The sequence below is a fragment of the Actinomadura graeca genome, from assembly GCF_019175365.1.
GTDB classification, from domain to species: Bacteria; Actinomycetota; Actinomycetes; order Streptosporangiales; family Streptosporangiaceae; genus Spirillospora; species Spirillospora graeca.
The window spans coordinates 1,107,971-1,126,508 of the sequence record NZ_CP059572.1; the positions used below are offsets into that span (position 1 = coordinate 1,107,971).

General features: G+C 75.3%; 10 protein-coding genes. 5 read left to right on the forward strand and 5 right to left on the reverse strand.

From position 1 onward, the window contains the following. Positions 1-7: 7 nt before the first annotated feature. Positions 8-2,239, reverse strand: a complete 2,232-nt coding sequence (gene recD2, locus AGRA3207_RS05265) for an SF1B family DNA helicase RecD2 (RefSeq protein WP_420830871.1) — start codon at positions 2,237-2,239, stop codon at positions 8-10. Between the two features lie 123 nt (positions 2,240-2,362). Between recD2 and AGRA3207_RS05270 the strand changes: the two genes are divergently transcribed. Then, complete coding sequence (locus AGRA3207_RS05270; protein ID WP_231333419.1) at positions 2,363-4,489, forward strand: M28 family peptidase; 2,127 nt, start codon at positions 2,363-2,365, stop codon at positions 4,487-4,489. Here the strand turns inward: AGRA3207_RS05270 and mtnA are convergent. Further along, entirely contained in the window at positions 4,479-5,549 is a 1,071-nt protein-coding gene (gene mtnA, locus AGRA3207_RS05275) for an S-methyl-5-thioribose-1-phosphate isomerase (protein ID WP_231333420.1), read from the reverse strand. The two genes, AGRA3207_RS05270 and mtnA, sit on opposite strands and share 11 nt — an antisense overlap. 146 nt (positions 5,550-5,695) lie before the next feature. On the opposite strand from mtnA, the gene AGRA3207_RS05280 reads away from it, so the two are divergent. From AGRA3207_RS05280 to AGRA3207_RS05290, 3 genes are read left to right on the forward strand one after another with little or no spacing between them, the layout of a single operon-like run. Continuing rightward, positions 5,696-6,421: a hypothetical protein gene (locus AGRA3207_RS05280; RefSeq protein ID WP_231333421.1), complete on the forward strand. Its 726-nt coding sequence runs from the start codon at positions 5,696-5,698 to the stop codon at positions 6,419-6,421. Further along, the gene (locus AGRA3207_RS05285) at positions 6,418-7,998 is read left to right on the forward strand and encodes a DNA polymerase Y family protein (protein WP_231333422.1); all 1,581 of its coding nucleotides are present in this window, start codon (positions 6,418-6,420) and stop codon (positions 7,996-7,998) included. Before AGRA3207_RS05280 ends, AGRA3207_RS05285 begins: the two co-directional genes overlap by 4 nt. A gap of 33 nt (positions 7,999-8,031) precedes the next feature. Beyond that, positions 8,032-11,316, forward strand: a complete 3,285-nt coding sequence (locus tag AGRA3207_RS05290) for an error-prone DNA polymerase (RefSeq protein ID WP_231333423.1) — start codon at positions 8,032-8,034, stop codon at positions 11,314-11,316. 54 nt (positions 11,317-11,370) lie between these two features. On the opposite strand, the gene AGRA3207_RS05295 is transcribed toward AGRA3207_RS05290, so the two are convergent. Continuing rightward, on the reverse strand, positions 11,371-12,798 hold the full coding sequence (locus tag AGRA3207_RS05295; protein WP_231333424.1) for a polysaccharide deacetylase family protein: 1,428 nt from the start codon (positions 12,796-12,798) through the stop codon (positions 11,371-11,373). 267 nt (positions 12,799-13,065) lie between these two features. Between AGRA3207_RS05295 and AGRA3207_RS05300 the strand changes: the two genes are divergently transcribed. Next, a complete protein-coding gene (locus AGRA3207_RS05300; protein ID WP_231333425.1) occupies positions 13,066-15,132 on the forward strand; it encodes a protein kinase domain-containing protein in 2,067 nt (688 codons plus the stop codon). A 7-nt stretch (positions 15,133-15,139) separates the two neighbouring features. Here AGRA3207_RS05300 and AGRA3207_RS05305 read toward each other — a convergent pair whose 3' ends face one another. Both AGRA3207_RS05305 and AGRA3207_RS05310 read right to left on the reverse strand, forming a co-directional pair. Then, entirely contained in the window at positions 15,140-17,305 is a 2,166-nt protein-coding gene (locus tag AGRA3207_RS05305; RefSeq protein ID WP_231333426.1) for an MMPL family transporter, read from the reverse strand. 225 nt (positions 17,306-17,530) lie between these two features. Further along, on the reverse strand, positions 17,531-18,460 hold the full coding sequence (locus AGRA3207_RS05310; RefSeq protein ID WP_231333427.1) for a Ppx/GppA family phosphatase: 930 nt from the start codon (positions 18,458-18,460) through the stop codon (positions 17,531-17,533). Positions 18,461-18,538: the final 78 nt, after the last annotated feature.

Consider the following 18,538-nt stretch of genomic DNA (forward strand, 5'->3'; position numbering starts at 1 on the left):
GGCGCCGTCACGGCGCCAGGCGGTGGGAGAGGGCGGTGTGGCGGCGGCCGGCACCGGCGGTGCGGACGGCCGCGGCGAGCGCCCGCCGCGACCCGACGAGCACGACGAGCTTCTTCGCGCGCGTGATCCCGGTGTAGAGCAGGTTGCGGCGCAGCATCATCCAGGCGCCCGTGGTCAGCGGGATGACGACGGCCGGGTACTCGCTGCCCTGCGAGCGGTGGATGGTGATGGCGTAGGCGTGGGCCAGCTCGTCCAGCTCGTCGAAGGCGTAGCCGACGCTCTCGTCCTCGTCGGTGAGGACGGTCAGCGTCTGCTCCTCTAGCGACACCGACGTGACGACGCCGACGGTCCCGTTGAAGACCCCGGCCTCGCCCTTGTCGTAGTTGTTGCGGAGCTGGGTGACCTTGTCGCCGACCCGGAACACGCGCCCGCCGTAGCGGCGCTCGGGGCGGGCCTCGTCGTGCGGGGTGAGGGCCTCCTGGAGCAGCGTGTTCAGCCCGCCCGCCCCGGCGGCGCCGCGGTGCATCGGCGCGAGGACCTGGACGTCGCGGCGCGGGTCGAGCCCGAACCTGCGCGGGATGCGGCGGGCGACGACGTCCACGGTCAGCTCGGCGGCCTCGTCCTGCTCCTCGCAGGGGAACAGGAAGAAGTCGGGGAAGCCGCGGGTCTGCGGATGCTCGCCGGAGTTGACGCGGTGCGCGTTGACGACGATGCCGGACCGCTGCGCCTGCCGGAAGATCTTCGTGAGCCGGACGCGCGGGACGGCCTCCGCGGCGAGCAGGTCGGCCAGCACCTCCCCGGCGCCGACGGACGGGAGCTGGTCGACGTCCCCGACGAGCAGCAGGTGCGCGCCGCGCGGGATCGCCTTCACCAGCTTGTTGGCCAGGATCAGGTCGACCATCGAGCTCTCGTCGACGACGACGAGGTCGGCGTCCAGGGGGCTGTCCTGGTCGAACTTCGCGTCGCCGCCGGGCTGGAGCTGGAGCAGCCGGTGGACGGTCGCGGCCTCGTGCCCGGTCAGCTCCGCCAGCCGCTTGGCCGCCCGCCCGGTCGGCGCCACCAGGACGATCTTCGCCTTCTTCGCGGCGGCGAGCTCCACCACCGAGCGGACGGTGAAGCTCTTGCCGCACCCCGGCCCGCCGGTGAGCACCGCCACCTTGGACGTCAGGGCGAGCTTGACGGCGTCCTCCTGCTCGGGCGCGAGGGCCTGGCCGGTGCGCTCCTTCAGCCACGGCAGCGCCCTGTCCCAGTCGACGTCCGCGAACGCCCCGAGCCGGTCGGACGGGGCGTCCAGCAGCTCCCGCAGCCCGCGGGCGAGGGAGCGCTCGGCGCGGTGGAACGGGACGAGGTACACCGCCGGGATCGCCGCCGCGTCGTCGCCGGGGCCGGGGACCCGCTCGCGGACCACGCCCTCGTCGCGGGCCAGCTCCTCCAGCGCCGGGACGATCAGCTCGCGCGGCACGCCGAGGATCTTCTCCGCCGCCGTCACCAGGTTGGGCTCGGGCAGGAAGCAGTGCCCGTCGTCGGCGGCCTCGGACAGCGTGTACTGGAGCCCGGCCTTGATCCGCTCGGGGCTGTCGTGCGGGATGCCGACGGCCTGCGCGATCGTGTCGGCCGTCTTGAACCCGATGCCCCACACGTCCGCCGCCAGCCGGTAGGGCTCGCGGCGCACGGTGCCGACGGAGGCGTCGCCGTACTGCTTGTAGATGCGGACGGCCAGCGACGTCGAGACGCCCACGCCCTGGAGGAAGACCATGACCTCCTTGATGGCCTTCTGCTCCTCCCACGCCTCGCCGATCCGCTTGGTGCGCTTCGGACCGAGCCCGGGCACCTCGACGAGCCGCCCGGGCTCCTCCTCGATGACGCGCAGGATGTCGGTGCCGAAGTGCCCGACCATCCGGTCGGCCATCACCGGCCCGATCCCCTTGATCATCCCGGAGCCGAGGTAGCGGCGGATGCCCTGCACGGTCGCCGGCAGGACCGTGGTGTAGGACTCGACCTCGAACTGCCGGCCGTACTTCGGATGCGACCGCCACCGGCCGGTGAGCCGCAGGCTCTCCCCGACCTGCGCGCCGAGCAGTGCCCCCACGACGGTGAGCAGGTCGGCGCCGCCCTTCTCGGTCGCCACCCGCGCGACGGTGTACCCGGTGTCCTCGTTGGCGTAGGTCACGCGCTCCAGGACGGCTTCCAGCACCGCGGGCCGCGGCGCGGCGGACGGCGTCGTCGGGGGGCTCGGCACACCGACCATGATGGCCGATCCCGCCGACACGATGGCCGGTTCCGGCAGCGGTCCTGGATCTTCCGGTGATCGCGACGTACGGTCCGGGCGCACTCGTACCCCGAGTACTGAGAGGTATCGCTGGTGTTCCGCTCCCGAACCCCGGCCCTGGCGGCGCTGTGCGCCCCGGCCGTCACCCTGGCCCTCGCGCTCACCGCGGCGGTGGCCGTCCCTCCCGCCGAGGCGGCGCCCGCCCGGCCCGACCCGATCGCAGGATTCACCGAGGAGAACGCCGTATGGCAGCGGCAGTACGAGAGGCTGCTGAGCGCCGTCCCGGACGCGAAGGAGGCCCGCTCGCTGGACGCCGAACTGGCGGCTGAACCGGGCCTGACGACCACCACCGGCGATCGGCACCGGGTCGCGCGGATCGTCGCGCGGCTGCGGTCCTACGGGCTGGAGCCCGAGGTCAGGACCTACTACGCCTACCTGTCGATGCCGGAGCGGGTCACGGTCGAGATGACCGCGCCGGAGCACCGGACGCTGCCGGTGAAGGAGAGGCGCCGGCCTTGGCAGAAGCACTTCGACCAGGTCATCCCCGGGCACAACGGCATGTCGCCGTCCGGGGAAGTGCGGGGCGAGGTCGTGTACGCCAACTACGGCCGGCCCGAGGACTTCGCGCTGCTCGCCAAGAACGGCGTCTCCGTCGAGGGGAAGATCGTCCTGGTGCGGTACGGGCGGGTCTTCCGCGGCATCAAGCCCCGCGAGGCCGCCCGGCACGGCGCCAAGGGCGTGCTGATCTACTCCGATCCCGCCGACGACGGGTCCACCCGGGGCCCGGTGTACCCGGACGGCCCGTGGCGCGCCTCCGACGGCATCCAGCGCGGCAGCATCGCGCAGATCCAGCTCGCGGCGGGCGACCCGCAGACGCCCGGCTGGCCCGCGGTGAAGGGCGCGCGCCGGATCGATCCCGAGGACGCCCCCATGCTGAAGGGGCTCGTCCCCACGACGCCGATCTCCTACGGCGCCGCCGAGCCGCTGCTGCGCGCCCTGAAGGGGCCGGAGGTCCCGAAGGACTGGCAGGGCGGCCTGCCCTTCCCCTACCGGTACGGGCCGGGCGGGACAAAGGTCCACCTGGATCTGGAGAACGGGTTCAACGTCCGCCCGCTGTGGGACGTGACGGTGCGGATCCCCGGCAGCGAGCGTCCCGACCAAGAGGTCATCCTGGGCGCGCACCATGACGCGTGGACGTACGGCAGCGTCGACAACCTGTCGGGCACGGAGAACGTGCTCCAGATCGGCCGCGCGCTCGGCAGGCTCCTGGAGCGGGGCTGGCGTCCCAAGCGCACCATCGTCCTCGCCACCTGGGACGGCGAGGAGTACGGCCTGTTCGGCTCCACCGAGTACGCCGAGGACCGGGAGCGCGACCTGCGCAACGCCGTCGCCTACGTGAACATGGACGGCGCGGGCGGCTCGGACTTCGGCGCCTCTGCGACGCCCGCGCTGGACCGGTCGGTCATCGACGCGTCCAAGGAGGTCGGCTGGCCCGGGACGTCCGGGACGCTGTACGAGGCGTGGAAGGCGCAGAACAAGGGCGCGACGCCGATCGACAGGATCGGCGGCGGCTCCGACTTCCAGGCGTTCTTCCAGCGGTTCGGCGTGCCCGCCATGGACCTCGGCTCCGCCACGCCGGGGGCCTCGGGCAGCTACCACTGCTCCTGTGACGACTATTACTGGACGTCGCACTTCGGCGACCCGGACTTCGAGTACCACGCGGCGATGTCCCGCCTGGCCGGCATCGCGGCGCTGCGGCTCGCGAACGCCGACGTGGTGGCCATCGGCTACCGCCCGTACGCCGAGGAGACCGCCGCGTACCTCGCCGACTTCACCGCCGAGCAGCGCAAGCGGCTGGGCTCGGTCGTCGTCGACGTCTCGGGCTCCATCGCCCAGGCCAAGGCGTGGCGGCGGGCGGCGGAGGCGTTGCAGGAGCGCGCGGACGAGGCGCTCCGCGAGGACGACACCGACGCGTTCCGCGGCCTGAACGAGAAGATCATGCGGACCGAGCGGGACCTGCTGACCTCGGCCGGGCTGCCCGGCCGGCCGTGGTACCGGCACCAGGTCTACGCGCCGGGCATCGACACCGGCTACGCCACGCAGCGGCTGCCCGCGCTCTACGACGCGCTGTTCGTGGACAAGGACCCCGCCGCCGCCAAGGCGTACGAGGCCCGGCTCCGCGCGAGCCTCCGGGCCGCCACCCGCACCCTCACCCCGTAGGGCGGGCGGCGCCCCTCGCCGCCCCCTTCGCCGCCCCCTCCGCCGTCAAGGGGGTCTCGCCCGCCGAGACCTCCAGCGGGCCCGTCTCGGTGACGAGCGCGGTCACCAGGCGGGCGGGCGTGACGTCGAACGCCGGGTTGTGGGCGGCCACGCCCTCCGGCGCGGTGGGGACGCCGTTCCAGGCCAGGATCTCCGCGGCGGGGCGTTCCTCGATGGGGACGCCCCGCCCGTCCGGGAGGGCCAGGTCGACGGTGCTCCACGGCGCCGCGACGACCAGCGGGATCCCCGCGTCGGCGCAGGCCAGCGCCACGCCCAGCGAGCCGATCTTGTTGGCGGTGTCGCCGTTGGCGGCGATCCGGTCCGCGCCGATCACCGCGACGTCGGCGAGTCCGCGCAGGATCGTGCTCGGCGCGGCGCCGTCGGCCTGCACCGCGCAGGGGATCCCGGCGCGCGCCAGCTCCCACGCGGTGAGGCGGGATCCCTGGAGCAGCGGGCGCGTCTCGTCCACGTACACCATCTCGACGCGGCCCCGCCCGTGCAGCGCGCGGACGACGCCGAGCGCCGTCCCCCAGCCCGCGGTGGCGAGGGCGCCGGCGTTGCAGTGGGTGAGGACGCGCAGCGGGCGGTCGCCGAGGCGGCCGAGGATCCAGTCCGCGCCCGCCGCGCCGATCGCGCGGTTGCCGCGCACGTCCTCGTCCAGGAGGGCCTGCGCCGCGGCCAGCACGGCGCCCGCGCCCTCGTCGACGAGCGGGCGGACGCGGTCGACGCCCGCCGCGAGGTTCACCGCCGTCGGGCGCGCCTCCCGGACCCGGGTGATCGCCTCGTCCAGGGCGGCGCGGTCCCAGCCCTCGCGGGCCGCCTGCCGCATCGCGACCGCGACGCCGAAGGCGCCCGCCACGCCGAGGGCGGGGGCGCCGCGCACGACCAGCCGCCGGATCGCGTCCACGAGCGCGGCGACGTCGCGGACCACCACGTGCTCCACCCGGCCGGGCAGGACGGTCTGGTCCAGCAGCCGCAGCCCGTCACCGGCCCACTCCACCGTCGGCACCTCATGCTCCATACGTCCAGTCTGCCGGAAAAGTCGCGTGAGGCCCTATGGGGCAGGGCCTTTCGTGCCACCACTGCCAGCTCCGTGACCTGCGAGAACTTGACACAGGTCGAACCTGTGTTCGAAATTGTGTGCAGATCGTGGAAGGAGGGACGCCCGTGCCGGAGGCGGCGCTGCGCGACGTCGCGGCCACCCCCGCCGCCGCGGCGGCGGTACCGGTGCTGCCGGCGCTGCGGGCGGTCGTGCCCGGGGGCGGGCTGCGGCCGGGGTCGGCCGTGGGGCTGTCCGGGCCCGGCGCGTCGTCCCTCGGCCTGGCGCTCGTCGCGGGCGTCGGCGCGCACGGCGGGCCGGACGGGACCGGCGGCTGGTGCGGCGTCGTGGGCGTGCCGGACTTCGGGGTCCTGGCCGCCGCCGGGATGGGCGCGGCGCCCGAGCGGCTGCTGCTCGTCGACGATCCCGGCGAGCGCTGGCCCGACGTGGTCGCCGCGCTCGCCGAGGCCGTGGAGCTGATCCTGCTCCGCCCGCCCGGGCGGCCCGCCGCCGCGGCCGTCCGCCGCCTGTCGGCGCTGGCCCGCAAGCACGGCTGCGTGCTGGCGCTGACCGGCGCGCACGCGGGCGCGTGGCCGGGCGTCCGGCTCCGGCTGCGGCTGGAGGACCTCGCCTGGCAGGGCCTCGGCGACGGCCACGGGCGGCTGCGCGGCCGCCTCGCCGACGTGGTGGCCGAGGGGCCAGGGGCGGGCCGCCGCGCCCGGCTCTGGTTCCCCGGCCCGGACGGCGCCGTCACCGCCGCCGGCTCCGTCCCGGCGCTGGCGGCCGTCCCCGGCGCGGGACGGCTGTCGGCGGGCGCGCGCGTCCACACCGGCGCCGAGGAGGAGATCGCGTGACGCGCGTGCTGGTGGTGTGGTGCCCGGACTGGCCGGCGACGGCCGCCGGGATGGACGCGGCGGCCCCCGGCGCCGTGGCGGCCGGGGGCAGGGTCGCGGCGTGCACGGCGGCGGCGCGGGCCGAGGGGGTGCGGCGCGGCCAGCGGATCCGGGACGCGCAGCGGCGGTGCCCGGAGCTGGCCGTCCGGGAGCGCGACACCGGCACCGAGGGGCGGCTGTTCGAGGACGTCGCCGCCGCGGTCGCGGAGCTGGCGCCGAAGGTGGAGGTCGTGCGGCCCGGGCTGTGCGCCATCGAGGCGCGGGGGCCCGCCCGGTTCTACGGCGGCGAGGAGGCGCTGCGCGTCCTCGTCCAGGACACGGTCGTGGAGGCCGGGCACGACTGCGGGTCGGGCGTCGCCGACGGGCTGTTCGCCGCCGGGCTGGCCGCGCGCGCCGGGCAGGGCGGCGTGGTGGTGCCGGAGGGCGGCGCGGCGGCGTTCCTCGCCCCGTACCCGCTGTCGGTGCTGGACCGCCCGGAGCTGGCGGACCTGCTGCGGCGGCTCGGCGTGACGACCCTCGGCGGCTTCGCGGCGCTGCCGTCCGGGCACGTCGCGGGACGGTTCGGCGCGGACGGCGCGCTCGCGCACCGGCTGGCCCGCGGCGAGGAGCCGCGCCCGCTCGCGGCCGTCCCCGGCGCGGCGGACCTGTCGGTGCGCGCCGCCTTCGACCCGCCCGCCGCGCGCGCCGAGCAGGTCGTGTTCGCGGCGAAGCGGCTCGCGGGCGAGCTGCACGAGGGCCTCGCGGCGGGCGGGCTGACCTGCGTGCGGCTGGAGGCGGCCGCCGGGTTCGCCGACGGGCGCGTCCTGCGGCGGCTGTGGCGGCACGACGGCCGGCTGTCCGCGACGGCGGTGGCCGAGCGGGTGCGGTGGCAGCTGTCGGCGTGGAGCGCCGGGCGCCCGGCGCCGGGGACGGACCCGGAGGGCATCGAGACGCCCGTCCCCGGCGGGGACGGCGGGGACCCGGGCGAGGCGGCCTGGGGCGGGATCGCGTGGCTGGAGCTGGCGCCCGACCAGCTCGTCCCGGACGAGGGGCGCCAGGAGGCGCTGTGGGGGCGGTCGCCGCTCACCGACCGGATCGCGCGGGCCGCCGACCGGATCCAGTCGCTGCTCGGCCACGCCGCGATCACCCGCCCGGTGCTGACGGGCGGGCGGGGGCCGGGCGAGCAGGTCGTCAGGGTCCCGGTCGGCGACCTGCCGCCCGGCTCCGTCCCGGACGGGCCGTGGCCGGGGCGGGTGACGGCGCCCGCGCCCGCCGCCGTCCCGCCGCACGCGCGGCCCGCCGAGGTCGTGGACGCCGCGGGCGGCCTCGTCGCGGTGTCGGCGCGCTGCACGGTGTCGGCCCCGCCGGCGGCGCTGGCGATCGGCGGGACCACGGCGGCGGTGACCGGCTGGACGGGCCCCTGGCCCGCGGACGAGCACTGGTGGGACCCCGCCCGCGCCCGCCGCCGCGCCCGGTTCCAGGTCGCCACCGAGGACGGCGCCGCCTACCTGCTCGCCGTCGAGGGCGGCCACTGGCACGTGGAGGCGGCCTATGACTAGCGACGCGACCGGCGCCGCGACCGGCGGCGGCGGATGACCGGCTGGCACAACCCGCCGATCCCGTGGCGGGAGTTCGAGGAGCGGCTGTCATGGCGCGGCCCCCGGGTGGCGGGCGGGCCGCCGGAGCCGCGGCTGCCGCGTCCCCCGCGCCCGGAGCCCGCGCCGTCCGTCGGCGTGCCGTGGGCGGAGCTGCACGTGCACTCCTCGTTCAGCTTCCTGGACGGGGCGAGCCACCCCGAGTCGCTGGTCGCCGAGGCGTCGCGGCTGGGCGTCGAGGCGATGGCGATCACCGACCACGACGGCATGTACGGGGCGGTGCAGTTCGCGCGGGCCGCGGACGAGGCGGGCATCGGGACGGTGTTCGGCGCGGAGCTGAACCTCGGGCTGCCGGGCCCGCGGGCCGGCGAGCCCGACCCGGCGGGCCGGCACCTGCTGGTCCTCGCGCGCGGCGCGCCCGGCTACGCGCGGCTCTGCTCGGCGATCACGGCGGCGCAGCTCGCGGGCGGCCGGAAGGGCCGCCCGGTGTACGACATCGAGGCGCTGGCCGGGGCGCACGACGGGCACTGGGCGGTGCTCACCGGCTGCCGCAAGGGCGCGGTCCCGGCGGCGCTGGAGGCGGGCGGCCCGGACGCGGCGGAGCGGGAGCTCCGGGAGCTGGCCGCGATGTTCGGGCGCGGCAACGTGTTCGTCGAGCTGGTCGACCACGACCGGCCCGGCGACGACGACCGCAACGACGCGCTGTCCGAGCTGGCCTCCCGCGTCGGCGTGGACGCCGTCGCGTCCAACAACGTGCACTTCGCGGCACCGGGCCCCGAGGCCCGGCTGGCGCAGGCGATGGCCGCCGTCCGGGCCCGGCGCGGCCTGGACGACATGGCCGGGTGGCTCCCGGCGGGCGGCACCGCGCACCTGCGGAGCGGCGCGGAGATGGAGGCCCGGCTGGCGCGCTTCCCCGGCGTCCGCGAGCGGACGGCCGCGCTGGCCCGCGAGTGCCTGTTCCGCTTCGACGTGGTCGCGCCCCGGCTGCCCGACTGGCCCGTCCCCGGCGGGCACACCGAGGCGAGCTGGCTGCGGCACCTGGTCGCGGAGGGGGCGCTGCGCCGCTACGGGCCGCCGGACGCCGAGCGGGTCTCCGGCGCGTACGCGCAGATCGCCAAGGAGCTGGACGTCATCGAGGAGCTCCGCTTCCCCGGCTACTTCCTGATCGTCCACGACATCGTGGAGTTCTGCCGGCGCGAGGGCATCCTGTGCCAGGGGCGCGGCTCGGCGGCGAACTCGGCGGTCTGCTACGCGCTCGGCATCACCGGCGTCGACGCCGTCCACCACGGGCTGCTGTTCGAGCGGTTCCTGTCCCCCGGGCGGGACGGCCCGCCCGACATCGACCTGGACATCGAGCACCGCCGCCGCGAGGAGGCCATCCAGTACGTCTACGGCAAATACGGGCGGGAGTGCACAGCGCAGGTCGCGAACGTCATCAGCTACCGGCCGCGGATGGCCGTCCGCGACGCCGCCCGCGCGCTCGGGTACTCCCCGGGCCAGCAGGACGCCTGGTCGAAGGGCATCGACCCGCGCGACCCGGTCGGCACCGAGACCGAGATCCCCGCGGCCGTGCTGGAGCTGTCGGACCGGATGCTGCGGCTGCCGCGGCACCTCGGCATCCACTCCGGCGGCATGGTGATCGCCGACCGGCCGGTCGGGGAGATCTGCCCGATCGAGTGGGCCTCGATGGAGGGCCGGAGCGTCCTGCAGTGGGACAAGGACGACTGCGCGTCCGCCGGGCTCGTGAAGTTCGACCTGCTGGGCCTCGGCATGCTCGCCGCGCTGCACGACTGCTTCGACCTGGTGGACGGGCACCACGGGCGGCGCCTGGACCTGCAGTCCGTCCCGCCCGACGACCCCGAGGTCTACGAGATGCTGGGCGACGCCGACACCGTCGGGGTGTTCCAGGTGGAGTCGCGGGCGCAGATGGCGACGCTGCCGCGGCTGAGGCCCCGCGAGTTCTACGACCTGGTGGTGGAGGTCGCGCTGATCCGCCCGGGGCCGATCCAGGGCGGGTCCGTCCACCCGTACCTGCGGCGCAGGAAGGGGCTGGAGCCCGCCACGTGCCCGCACCCGCTGATGGAGCCCGCGCTCTCCCGCACCCTCGGCGTGCCGCTGTTCCAGGAGCAGATGATGCAGCTGGCCGTGGACTGCGCCGGCTTCACCCCGGCGGAGGCCGACCAGCTGCGGCAGGCGATGGGCGCCAAACGCGCGCCCGAGCGGGTGGAGCGGCTCCGGCGCCGTCTCCTGGACGGGATGGCCGAGCGCGGCATCCCCGCCGACATCGCCGAGAGCGTCTACGAGAAGATCCTCGGCTTCACCGGGTTCGGGTTCCCCGAGTCCCACGCGCAGAGCTTCGCCCACCTGGTGTACGCGAGCGCCTGGCTGAAGCGGCACTTCCCGGCGGCGTTCACCGCGGCGCTCGTCCGCAACCAGCCGATGGGGTTCTACAGCCCGCAGAGTCTCCTGGCGGACGCCAAGCGGCACGGCGTGGTGGTGCGGGGGGTGGACATCAACGCCAGCGGCGTCCACCCGTCCTTGGAGGAACCCGTCGAGGTGGACTGCGCCCACCCGCACGCCCCGGCCGAGCCGCAGCCCGCGATCAGGCTCGGCCTGGACGGGATCCGCAACCTCGGCACCGACACGGCGGAGGCGATCGCCGCGGGACGCCCCTACACGGGCATGGAGGACCTGGCGCGGCGCGTCCCGATGTCGGCGGGGGCGCTGGAGGCGCTCGCCACCGCGGGCGCGTTCGACCGGCTCGGGATGTCCCGCCGCGAGGCGCTCTGGGCGGCGGGCGCGCTGGCGGGCTCCGGCCCCGGCCGGCTGGAGGGCGTGACACCGGGGGCGGCCGCGCCCGCCCTGCCCGCCATGACGCCGATCGAGGAGACCCTGGCGGACCTGTGGGCGACGGGCGTGTCCGGCACCCATCCCGTCGCGCACGTCCGGGACGCCCTGGACGAGCTGGGCGCCCTGTCGTCCGAGCGGCTCGCGGCGGCCCCCGCCGAGACGAACGTGGTCGTCGCCGGGCTCGTCACCCACCGGCAGCGCCCGCCGACCGCGGGCGGGATCGTGTTCATGACGCTGGAGGACGAGACGGGCATCATCAACGTCGTGTGCCCGCCGCAGGTGTTCCGGCGGCACCGGGCCCTCGCCGTCGACGCGCAGGCGCTGCTGGTCGGCGGGCGGCTCGAACGGGCCGACGGCGTCACCAACGTCCGCGCGACACGGCTGCGGCGGCTGCCGGTCCCCGGAAAGGTCCGCGCCCGCAACTTCCACTGACGCCCGCACCTGACGCCGGTCACATGCCCGACGCCGCTCACAGGCGGAGGCCGGTCACATGCCGGAGAAGTGCCCGCCGATGGGGATCTCGCGGCCCGCCATCAGCTCCGAGACCGTGACGAAGCTGTAGCCCTGCCGGGCGAGGCGGTCCAGGATCCGCGGGACCGCGCCGATCGTCGGCTTGCGGCTCTCGTGCAGCACGACGACCGCGCCCGGCCTGGCCCGCTCCACAACTCGGCTAGCGATCCTCTCCGGGTCGCGCATGCGCCAGTCCCCGGGGTCGATGCTCCAGAGCACCTGCACCAGGTCGAGGGACTTGGCGACGCTGGAGACCGTGGTGTTCGTGGCGCCGTACGGGGGGCGCAGCAGGGTGGGGCACCGGCCGAGCGCGGTGCGCAGGACGTCCTGCGTCCGCTGCACGTCGGAGTTGATCTGCATGGTCGGCAGCCGGGTCAGGTCGCGGTGGGCCTGGGTGTGGTTGCCGAGCTCGTTGCCGGCGGCGGCCGCGTCGCGCAGCAGCCCCGGATCGGCGGCGGCGTTGTCGCCGACCACGAAGAAGGTGGCGCGGGCCCGCCGGGCCGCGAGCGTGCGCAGCAGCTCGCGCGTGTACCGGCCGGGACCGTCGTCGAAGGTGAGCGCGATGCACTTGGCGTGCGAGCAGTCGACCGGCCCGGGAACGGGCCGGGCCGCCGCAAGCTCCGGGGCGGTCGTCGTGGGGCGTGCGGGGGTGGCGAGCGCCGCGTCCCGGGCGCGCCGCCCGAACGGCGACAGCATCGGGTCGTACACCGAGCGGGGGAGCGTGACGGCCACCCGTCCCGCCGAGCCGGGCGCCACGGTGTAGTCGCCGAACTCCACCACCATGTCGCCGGCCTCGTTGAACGCCAGCGACGGGAACGTCGCCTCGTCCGCGCGGACCTGCGCCGGGTTCGCGCGCGAGCCGAGCCGGTCGCGGACGCGCTCGGCCAGCGCGGTCAGCCCGGCCCGGCCGTCGATCAGGTCGGCGGAGGTGTGCGCGGTGCGGGTGGCGCCGTCGTACCAGAGCGTCTGCCGGGCCTCGCCGCCGGACACGCCGAGGTACTGCCACGTCACCAGCCGCACGCCCACCACCTGCCGGGACGCCGCGGTCAGCGACCACTGCACGTTCAGCTCCGGGACCCCGCCGTCGGCCAGCGGCGGCGCGCTGGTCGTGAGGGCGGTGAATGGGCGGACCTGCTCCTCCACCACCGCGGCGAGCCGCTTGGTCAGCGCGTTCGCGCCGGGCACCCGGGGGTAGGCGGCGTACACGCGGCGCGTGGTGTCCTGCTCGAAGCGCGTCTGGGCGGTGAGGCCGGCGACGGCGGTGGGATCGACGCTGCGGACGGCGGTGTCGTCGGAGATGCGGCGCCCGCGCCGCTCGACCTCCCCGGCGCAGGACGCCAGGGGCAGCGCGGCCAGCAGCGCGGCGGATGCCGCGGCCGCCACCCTGACCCTCGGGACGATCACCGATTTCCCCCACCGAGCCGCACTGGTTCGATCTTGAGTTGATCCAACTGGTTCGACAGGGTATGCCCGGGCGCGCCCCGGATCACCGTCTGCACGGCGGCCGAACAGAGTTTTGCCCTGCGCCGGTGGGGTCTTGAGAAAGCGTTGACCTTCCCCGGCACTGGCCGCGACGCCCCGTCCTCTGTCATCGTGGGGGCCGGAGGGAGCCGCGTGCCGCCGTGGTGGCGGCCGCCGAGACGCGGCCCTCGGGGGGCGAAAGGAACGCCGATGGAGAGCCCACCTTCCCGTCCGGGCGCCGCGGCGTCACCGGGCGGGCTGCGCCCGGACGACCCCACGCGGGTCGGCCGCTACCGCATCGAGGCCAAGATCGGCGAGGGCGGGATGGGCGCGGTCTACCTCGGCCGCGACCCGGACGGCCGCCCGGTCGCGGTGAAGGTCGTGCGCTCGGAGCTGGCGGGCGACCGCACGTTCCTCGCGCGCTTCCACGACGAGGCCGCCAACGCCGAGCGGGTCGCCTCGTTCTGCACCGCGCAGGTCCTGGAGCACGGCGACGACCTCGGCATGGCCTACATGGTCACCGAGTACATCGACGGGCCCTCGCTGCTCCAGCACGTCAGCGAGCGGGGGGCGCTGTCGCCGGGGATGCTGCACGGCGTCGCGGTGGGGGTCGCCGCCGCGCTCGTCGCCATCCACAGCGCGGGCCTGGTGCACCGCGACCTCAAGCCCAGCAACGTGCTGCTGTCCATCTCCGGGCCCCGGGTGATCGACTTCGGCATCGCCCGCGCCCTGGACATGGCGAGCGCCCACACCCGCACCGGCCAGGTCGTCGGCACCCCCGGTTGGATCGCTCCCGAGCAGATCCTCACGCAGCAGGTCACCCCGGCGGTCGACGTGTTCGCCTGGGGCTGCCTGGTCGCCTTCGCCGCCAGCGGCCGCAACCCGTTCGGGCACGGCTCGTTCCAGATCATGGCCGCCCGCGCCGTGCACGCCGAGCCGGAGGTCGGCGACCTGCCCGCGCCGCTCGCCGGGCTCGTCCGGTCCTGCCTGCTCAAGGAGCCCGAGCGGCGGCCGTCCGCCCGCGAGCTGCTGCTCACCCTGGTCGGCGGCGCAGGCGAGGCCGCCGTCAACACCACGCTCGGCGAGTCCTGGGCGGCGCCGCCGCCGGTGACCGTCCTGGCGTCCGCTCCCCCGCCCGCTCCCCCGCAGCCCGCGCCCACGCCCGCGCCCACGCCGCAGCCTCCGGAGCCGCCGCCGACGCAGACGCGCACCGAGCCGCCGGACGAGCGCCGCACGGTCCCGCGCCAGGTCTACGGGTCCGAGCCGCCTCCCGTCCCGCAGCCCTGGCCGGCCGCGGAGCCGACCACCTGGGAGCGCCAGGCGGGGCCGGCGGGGCGGCGGCCGTCCCGCCGCACCCGGACGGTGGCCGCGGGCGCGCTCGCCGTGCTGGTCACCGCGGGTATCGCGGGAGGCGCCTACCTGCTCACGCGCCCGGAGAAGAAGAAGGCGGCGGCGGGCCCGGCGGCCTTCCCCACCGGGCCGATGCTCGTCCGGATCGACACCGCGCCGGGCTGGCCGGACAAGTGCCACGGCGACATCGGCACCTACAAGGCCGGGGACGCGGCGCCGAAGCCGCTCATCCAGGGCCCGCAGTGCGACATCCTGCCGGTGCGCTCGCCCGACCACACGCGCATCGCGTTCACCCGGACCTCGCAAGGCGCCGCGGCGGCGTGGGTGGCGAACGCCGACGGCACCGGCGCGCGGAAGGTCGCCGACATCGCGGGCGGCCGGGTGACCTGGTCGCCCGACGGGACGAGGCTGGCCTACGTCGGCAAGCAGGGCCAGGCCAGGCAGCTGTTCATCGTCCGCCTGGAGGACGGCTCGATCACCCGGCTCACCACGGACGCGGCCGCCAAGGACGACCCGATGTGGTCCTCCACCAAGCGGCTGGTGTTCTGGAGCAAGCGCGACGGGGTCGAGCAGCTCTACACGCTCGACCCCGAGCACCCCGACGCGCCGTGGACGAAGCTCAGCCGGGACGGGGTCCGCGCCGTCGACCCCGCGTGGTCCCCCGACGGCTCCAAGATCGCCTACACGCGGGGCGAGTCACCGGCCTCCGACATCTGGGTGATGAACGCCGACGGGTCCGGCGCCCGCCCGCTGACGCGGGCGGGCGAGCGCGAGATGGACCCCGGCTGGTCCCGCGACGGCCGCTGGGTCTGCTACGTCCAGGGGGCGGTGGAGGATCCCGAGGTCCGCGCGATCCGCGCCGACGGCACGGGCGACCGGGTGGTCACCCCGGCCGGCCGCGCCCTCGGCCACCCCAGCTGGTCCTAGCGTCCGCTCAGTCGACGTTGGCGCCCGCCGGGGCCTGCTCGGGGGCCGCGGGCGGGACGGTGCTCGGGCGGGCGAGGGCGCTCGGCCACCACATGTGCCGGCCGACGTCGAGGTTCAGCGCGGTGACGAGCACCGACCGCACGACGAAGGTGTCCAGCAGCACGCCGAACGCGACGGTGAAGCCGAGCTCGGTGACGAACACCAGCGGCAGCGAGCCGAGCGCGGCGAACGTCCCGGCGAGGACGGCGCCCGCCGAGGTGATGACCCCGCCGGTCGCCGAAAGCCCGATCAGCGAGCCGCGCCGCGTGCCGTGCTGCCTGGCCTCCTCATGGACGCGCGTCATCAGGAAGATGTTGTAGTCGGTGCCGAGCGCGACCAGGAACACGAACGACCACAGCGCGAACGACGGATCGGCCGAGGCGAACCCGAAGACGTGCTCGAACACCAGGGCGCTGACCCCGAGCGCCGCCGCGTAGGACAGCACGACCGTCGCCACCAGGAGCAGCGGGGCGACGATCGCGCGCAGCAGCACCGCGAGGATGAGGAACACCACGACCAGGACGATCGGGATCACCACGGTCTGGTCGCGGTGGGAGGCGTCGCTGATGTCGAGGGTGACCGCGGAGCCGCCGCCGACCTCGGCGTCCGCGCCGGGGACGGCGTGGACGGCGTCGCGGGCCCGTTCGATCGCGGTGAAGCCGCGCTGCCCGTCGGGCGCGGCGGTGAGCGTCCCCTCCAGGTAGACGAGGCCGTCGACGGCCTGCCCTGGCCGTCCCCCGGCGAGCTTGACGTCGGTGATGTCGGGGACCTTCGCCAGCGCCGCGGCGACGGCGTCCTGCGTCCCCGCCTTGGTGACGACCTGGACCGGCGAGCCGCTGCCCGCGGGGAAGTGCTGCACGAGGGCGGCCTCGCCGGTGACCGAGTCGGGTTTGCCGGCACTGAAGGCGTCCTTGTTCTGCAGTGATCCGGTCTTCAGCCCGAACAGCCCGAACGCGAGCGCGCCGAGGATCACGGCGGTGGTCACCCAGGTGACGCGGGGGCGGGCGGCGACGAACGTCCCGACGCGCGCCCACATGCCCTGCTCGGTCGGCTCGGGGGAGCCGAAGGAGGGCCGCTTGGGCCAGAACATCCAGCGCCCGCAGATGACGAGGAGCGCCGGCAGCAGCGTGACCATGGCGGCGAGCGCGACGGCGACGCCGATCGCCATGACCGGGCCCATGCTCTTGGTGGAGTTGAGGACGGCCATCAGCAGGCACAGCATGCTGATGGCGACGGTCGAGCCGCTCGCGATGATCGCGGGGCCGGCGCGGTGCAGCGCTATCGCCATGGCCTCGTGCCGGTCGCGGTGCCGCCGCAGTTCCTCGCGGTAGCGGGCGATCAGCAGCAGTGCGTAGTCGGTCCCGGCGCCGAACACCAGGACGGTGAGGATGAACGCGGCCTGCCCGTTCACCGTCAGCCCGGCGTTCTCGGCCAGCAGGTACACCACGGCCTCGGCCGCCATCAGCGCGACGCCGACGCACAGCAGCGGCGCGAGCCACAGGATCGGGCTGCGGTAGGTGACCAGCAGGATCGCGATGACGATGGCGGCGGTGATGAGCAGCAGCGTCTTGTCGAAACCGGAGAAGACGTTGCTGAAGTCGCCTCCGTATCCGGCGGGACCGGTGACGTGGGTCTTCAGGCCCGGGTCGCCCTTGCCGACGATGTCGCGGTAGTCCTTGACGGCGGGTCCGAGCAGGTCCCAGCCGTCGTTGCCCATCTTGACGTTGACGATCGTCTGGATGGCCTTGCCGTCCTTGGAGGTGACGGGCGGCTGCACGCTCTCGGTGATCGCCCGTCGCGGCGAGGAGCCCTTCGGGTCGCCCGTGACGGCCTTCAGGCGCGGCACGTCCGCCGCGGCCCTGGCCTGGTCGGCGGCGGTGACGGGGGCGCCGTCCCGGTGGTAGACGACGACGGCGGGGATGGTGTCGGCGGGCACGAACTTCTCGGCCGCGTCGACCACGCGGGTGGACTCGGCGTCCTTCGGCAGCCACGCCGACGCCTCGTTGGTCTGCGCGCCGGTGAGCTTGCCCGCCATGGGCACCGCGATGGCGAGGATCACGATCCAGATCCCCAGCACGATGTATTTACTGCGCCTCCCGCAGGGCAGGGAGGAGAAACGGTTCGCGCCGGTCATGAGTTATCCGAAACCCCCAGGGAGTGGGCCGCCCGCCCTATTCCCTACGTCCGGAACCCCCGCCACGTCAAGACATATCGCGTTTTTTCATCATCAGGTAAAGCCGACATTCGCCGACACTGTGCAGCTCAGCCGGGTCGCGGCCGGATCCGGACAGCCGGAGGCCGCGCTGCCGCGCTGCCGCACGGCCGGACGGGCAGACGGGCAAACGGACAGAGGGCGCCCTCAGGCGGTGATCATGTCGAGGCGGCGCAGGATCACGCCCTCGCGCAGCGCCCACGGGCAGACCTCCAGCTCGGTCAGCCCGAACAGGTCCATCGCCGCGTCGGCGACGATCGCGCCCGCCGGGAGCTGCGGGGCGCGCCGCTCCGACACGCCGGGCAGATCGGCGCGCTCGCCGGCCGGCATCAGCGCGAGCTTCTCGGCCCACTCGGTCAGGTCGGAGTCGCGCAGCACCCGCCGCTGGTACGGTCCATCGGCCGACGGCGACGCGCCGCCGATCCGGGCGAGCTGCTTGAACGTCTTGGACGTGGCGACGGCGTGGTCGGGCGGCCCGTACCGGGCCACCTCGCCGACATGGCGGGCGATCTCCGCCCGGACGTGCCGGCGGAGCTTGCGCACCTCGTCCTGCGCCGGGGGGTCGGCGGTGAACCAGTCGCGGGTGAGCCGCCCGGCGCCGAGCGGCAGCGAGAACGCCGCGTCCGGCTCCTCGTCGATGCCGACGCCGATCTCCAGCGAGCCGCCGCCGATGTCGACGACCAGCAGCCGTCCCGACGACCAGCCGAACCAGCGGCGGACGGCGAGGAAGGTCAGCCGCGCCTCCTCCTCCCCCGACAGCGCGCTGATGTCGACGTTCGTCTCGGCCCGCAGGCGCGCCAGGACCTCCTCGCCGTTGGAGGCGTCCCGGACGGCGGAGGTGGCGAAGGCGACGAGGTCCTCGACGCCCTTGTCCTCGGCGATCTGCAGCGCCTCGTCGACGAACGCGCGCAGCCGGGTCTCGCCCTCCTCCGAGAGCCGGTCGCCGTCCTCCAGGTGGGCGGCGAGGCGCAGCTCCGCCTTGTGGGAGAACGCGGGCAGCGGCCGCGCCCCCTGGTGGGCGTCCACCACCAGGAGATGCACGGTGTTAGATCCCACGTCCAGCACGCCGAGTCGCATGGGGACGACGCTATCGGACCGGCCTAGGACAAGTTCGGGCAGACCAGCATTGATAGGGATAGAACTCACTTGCCGCTA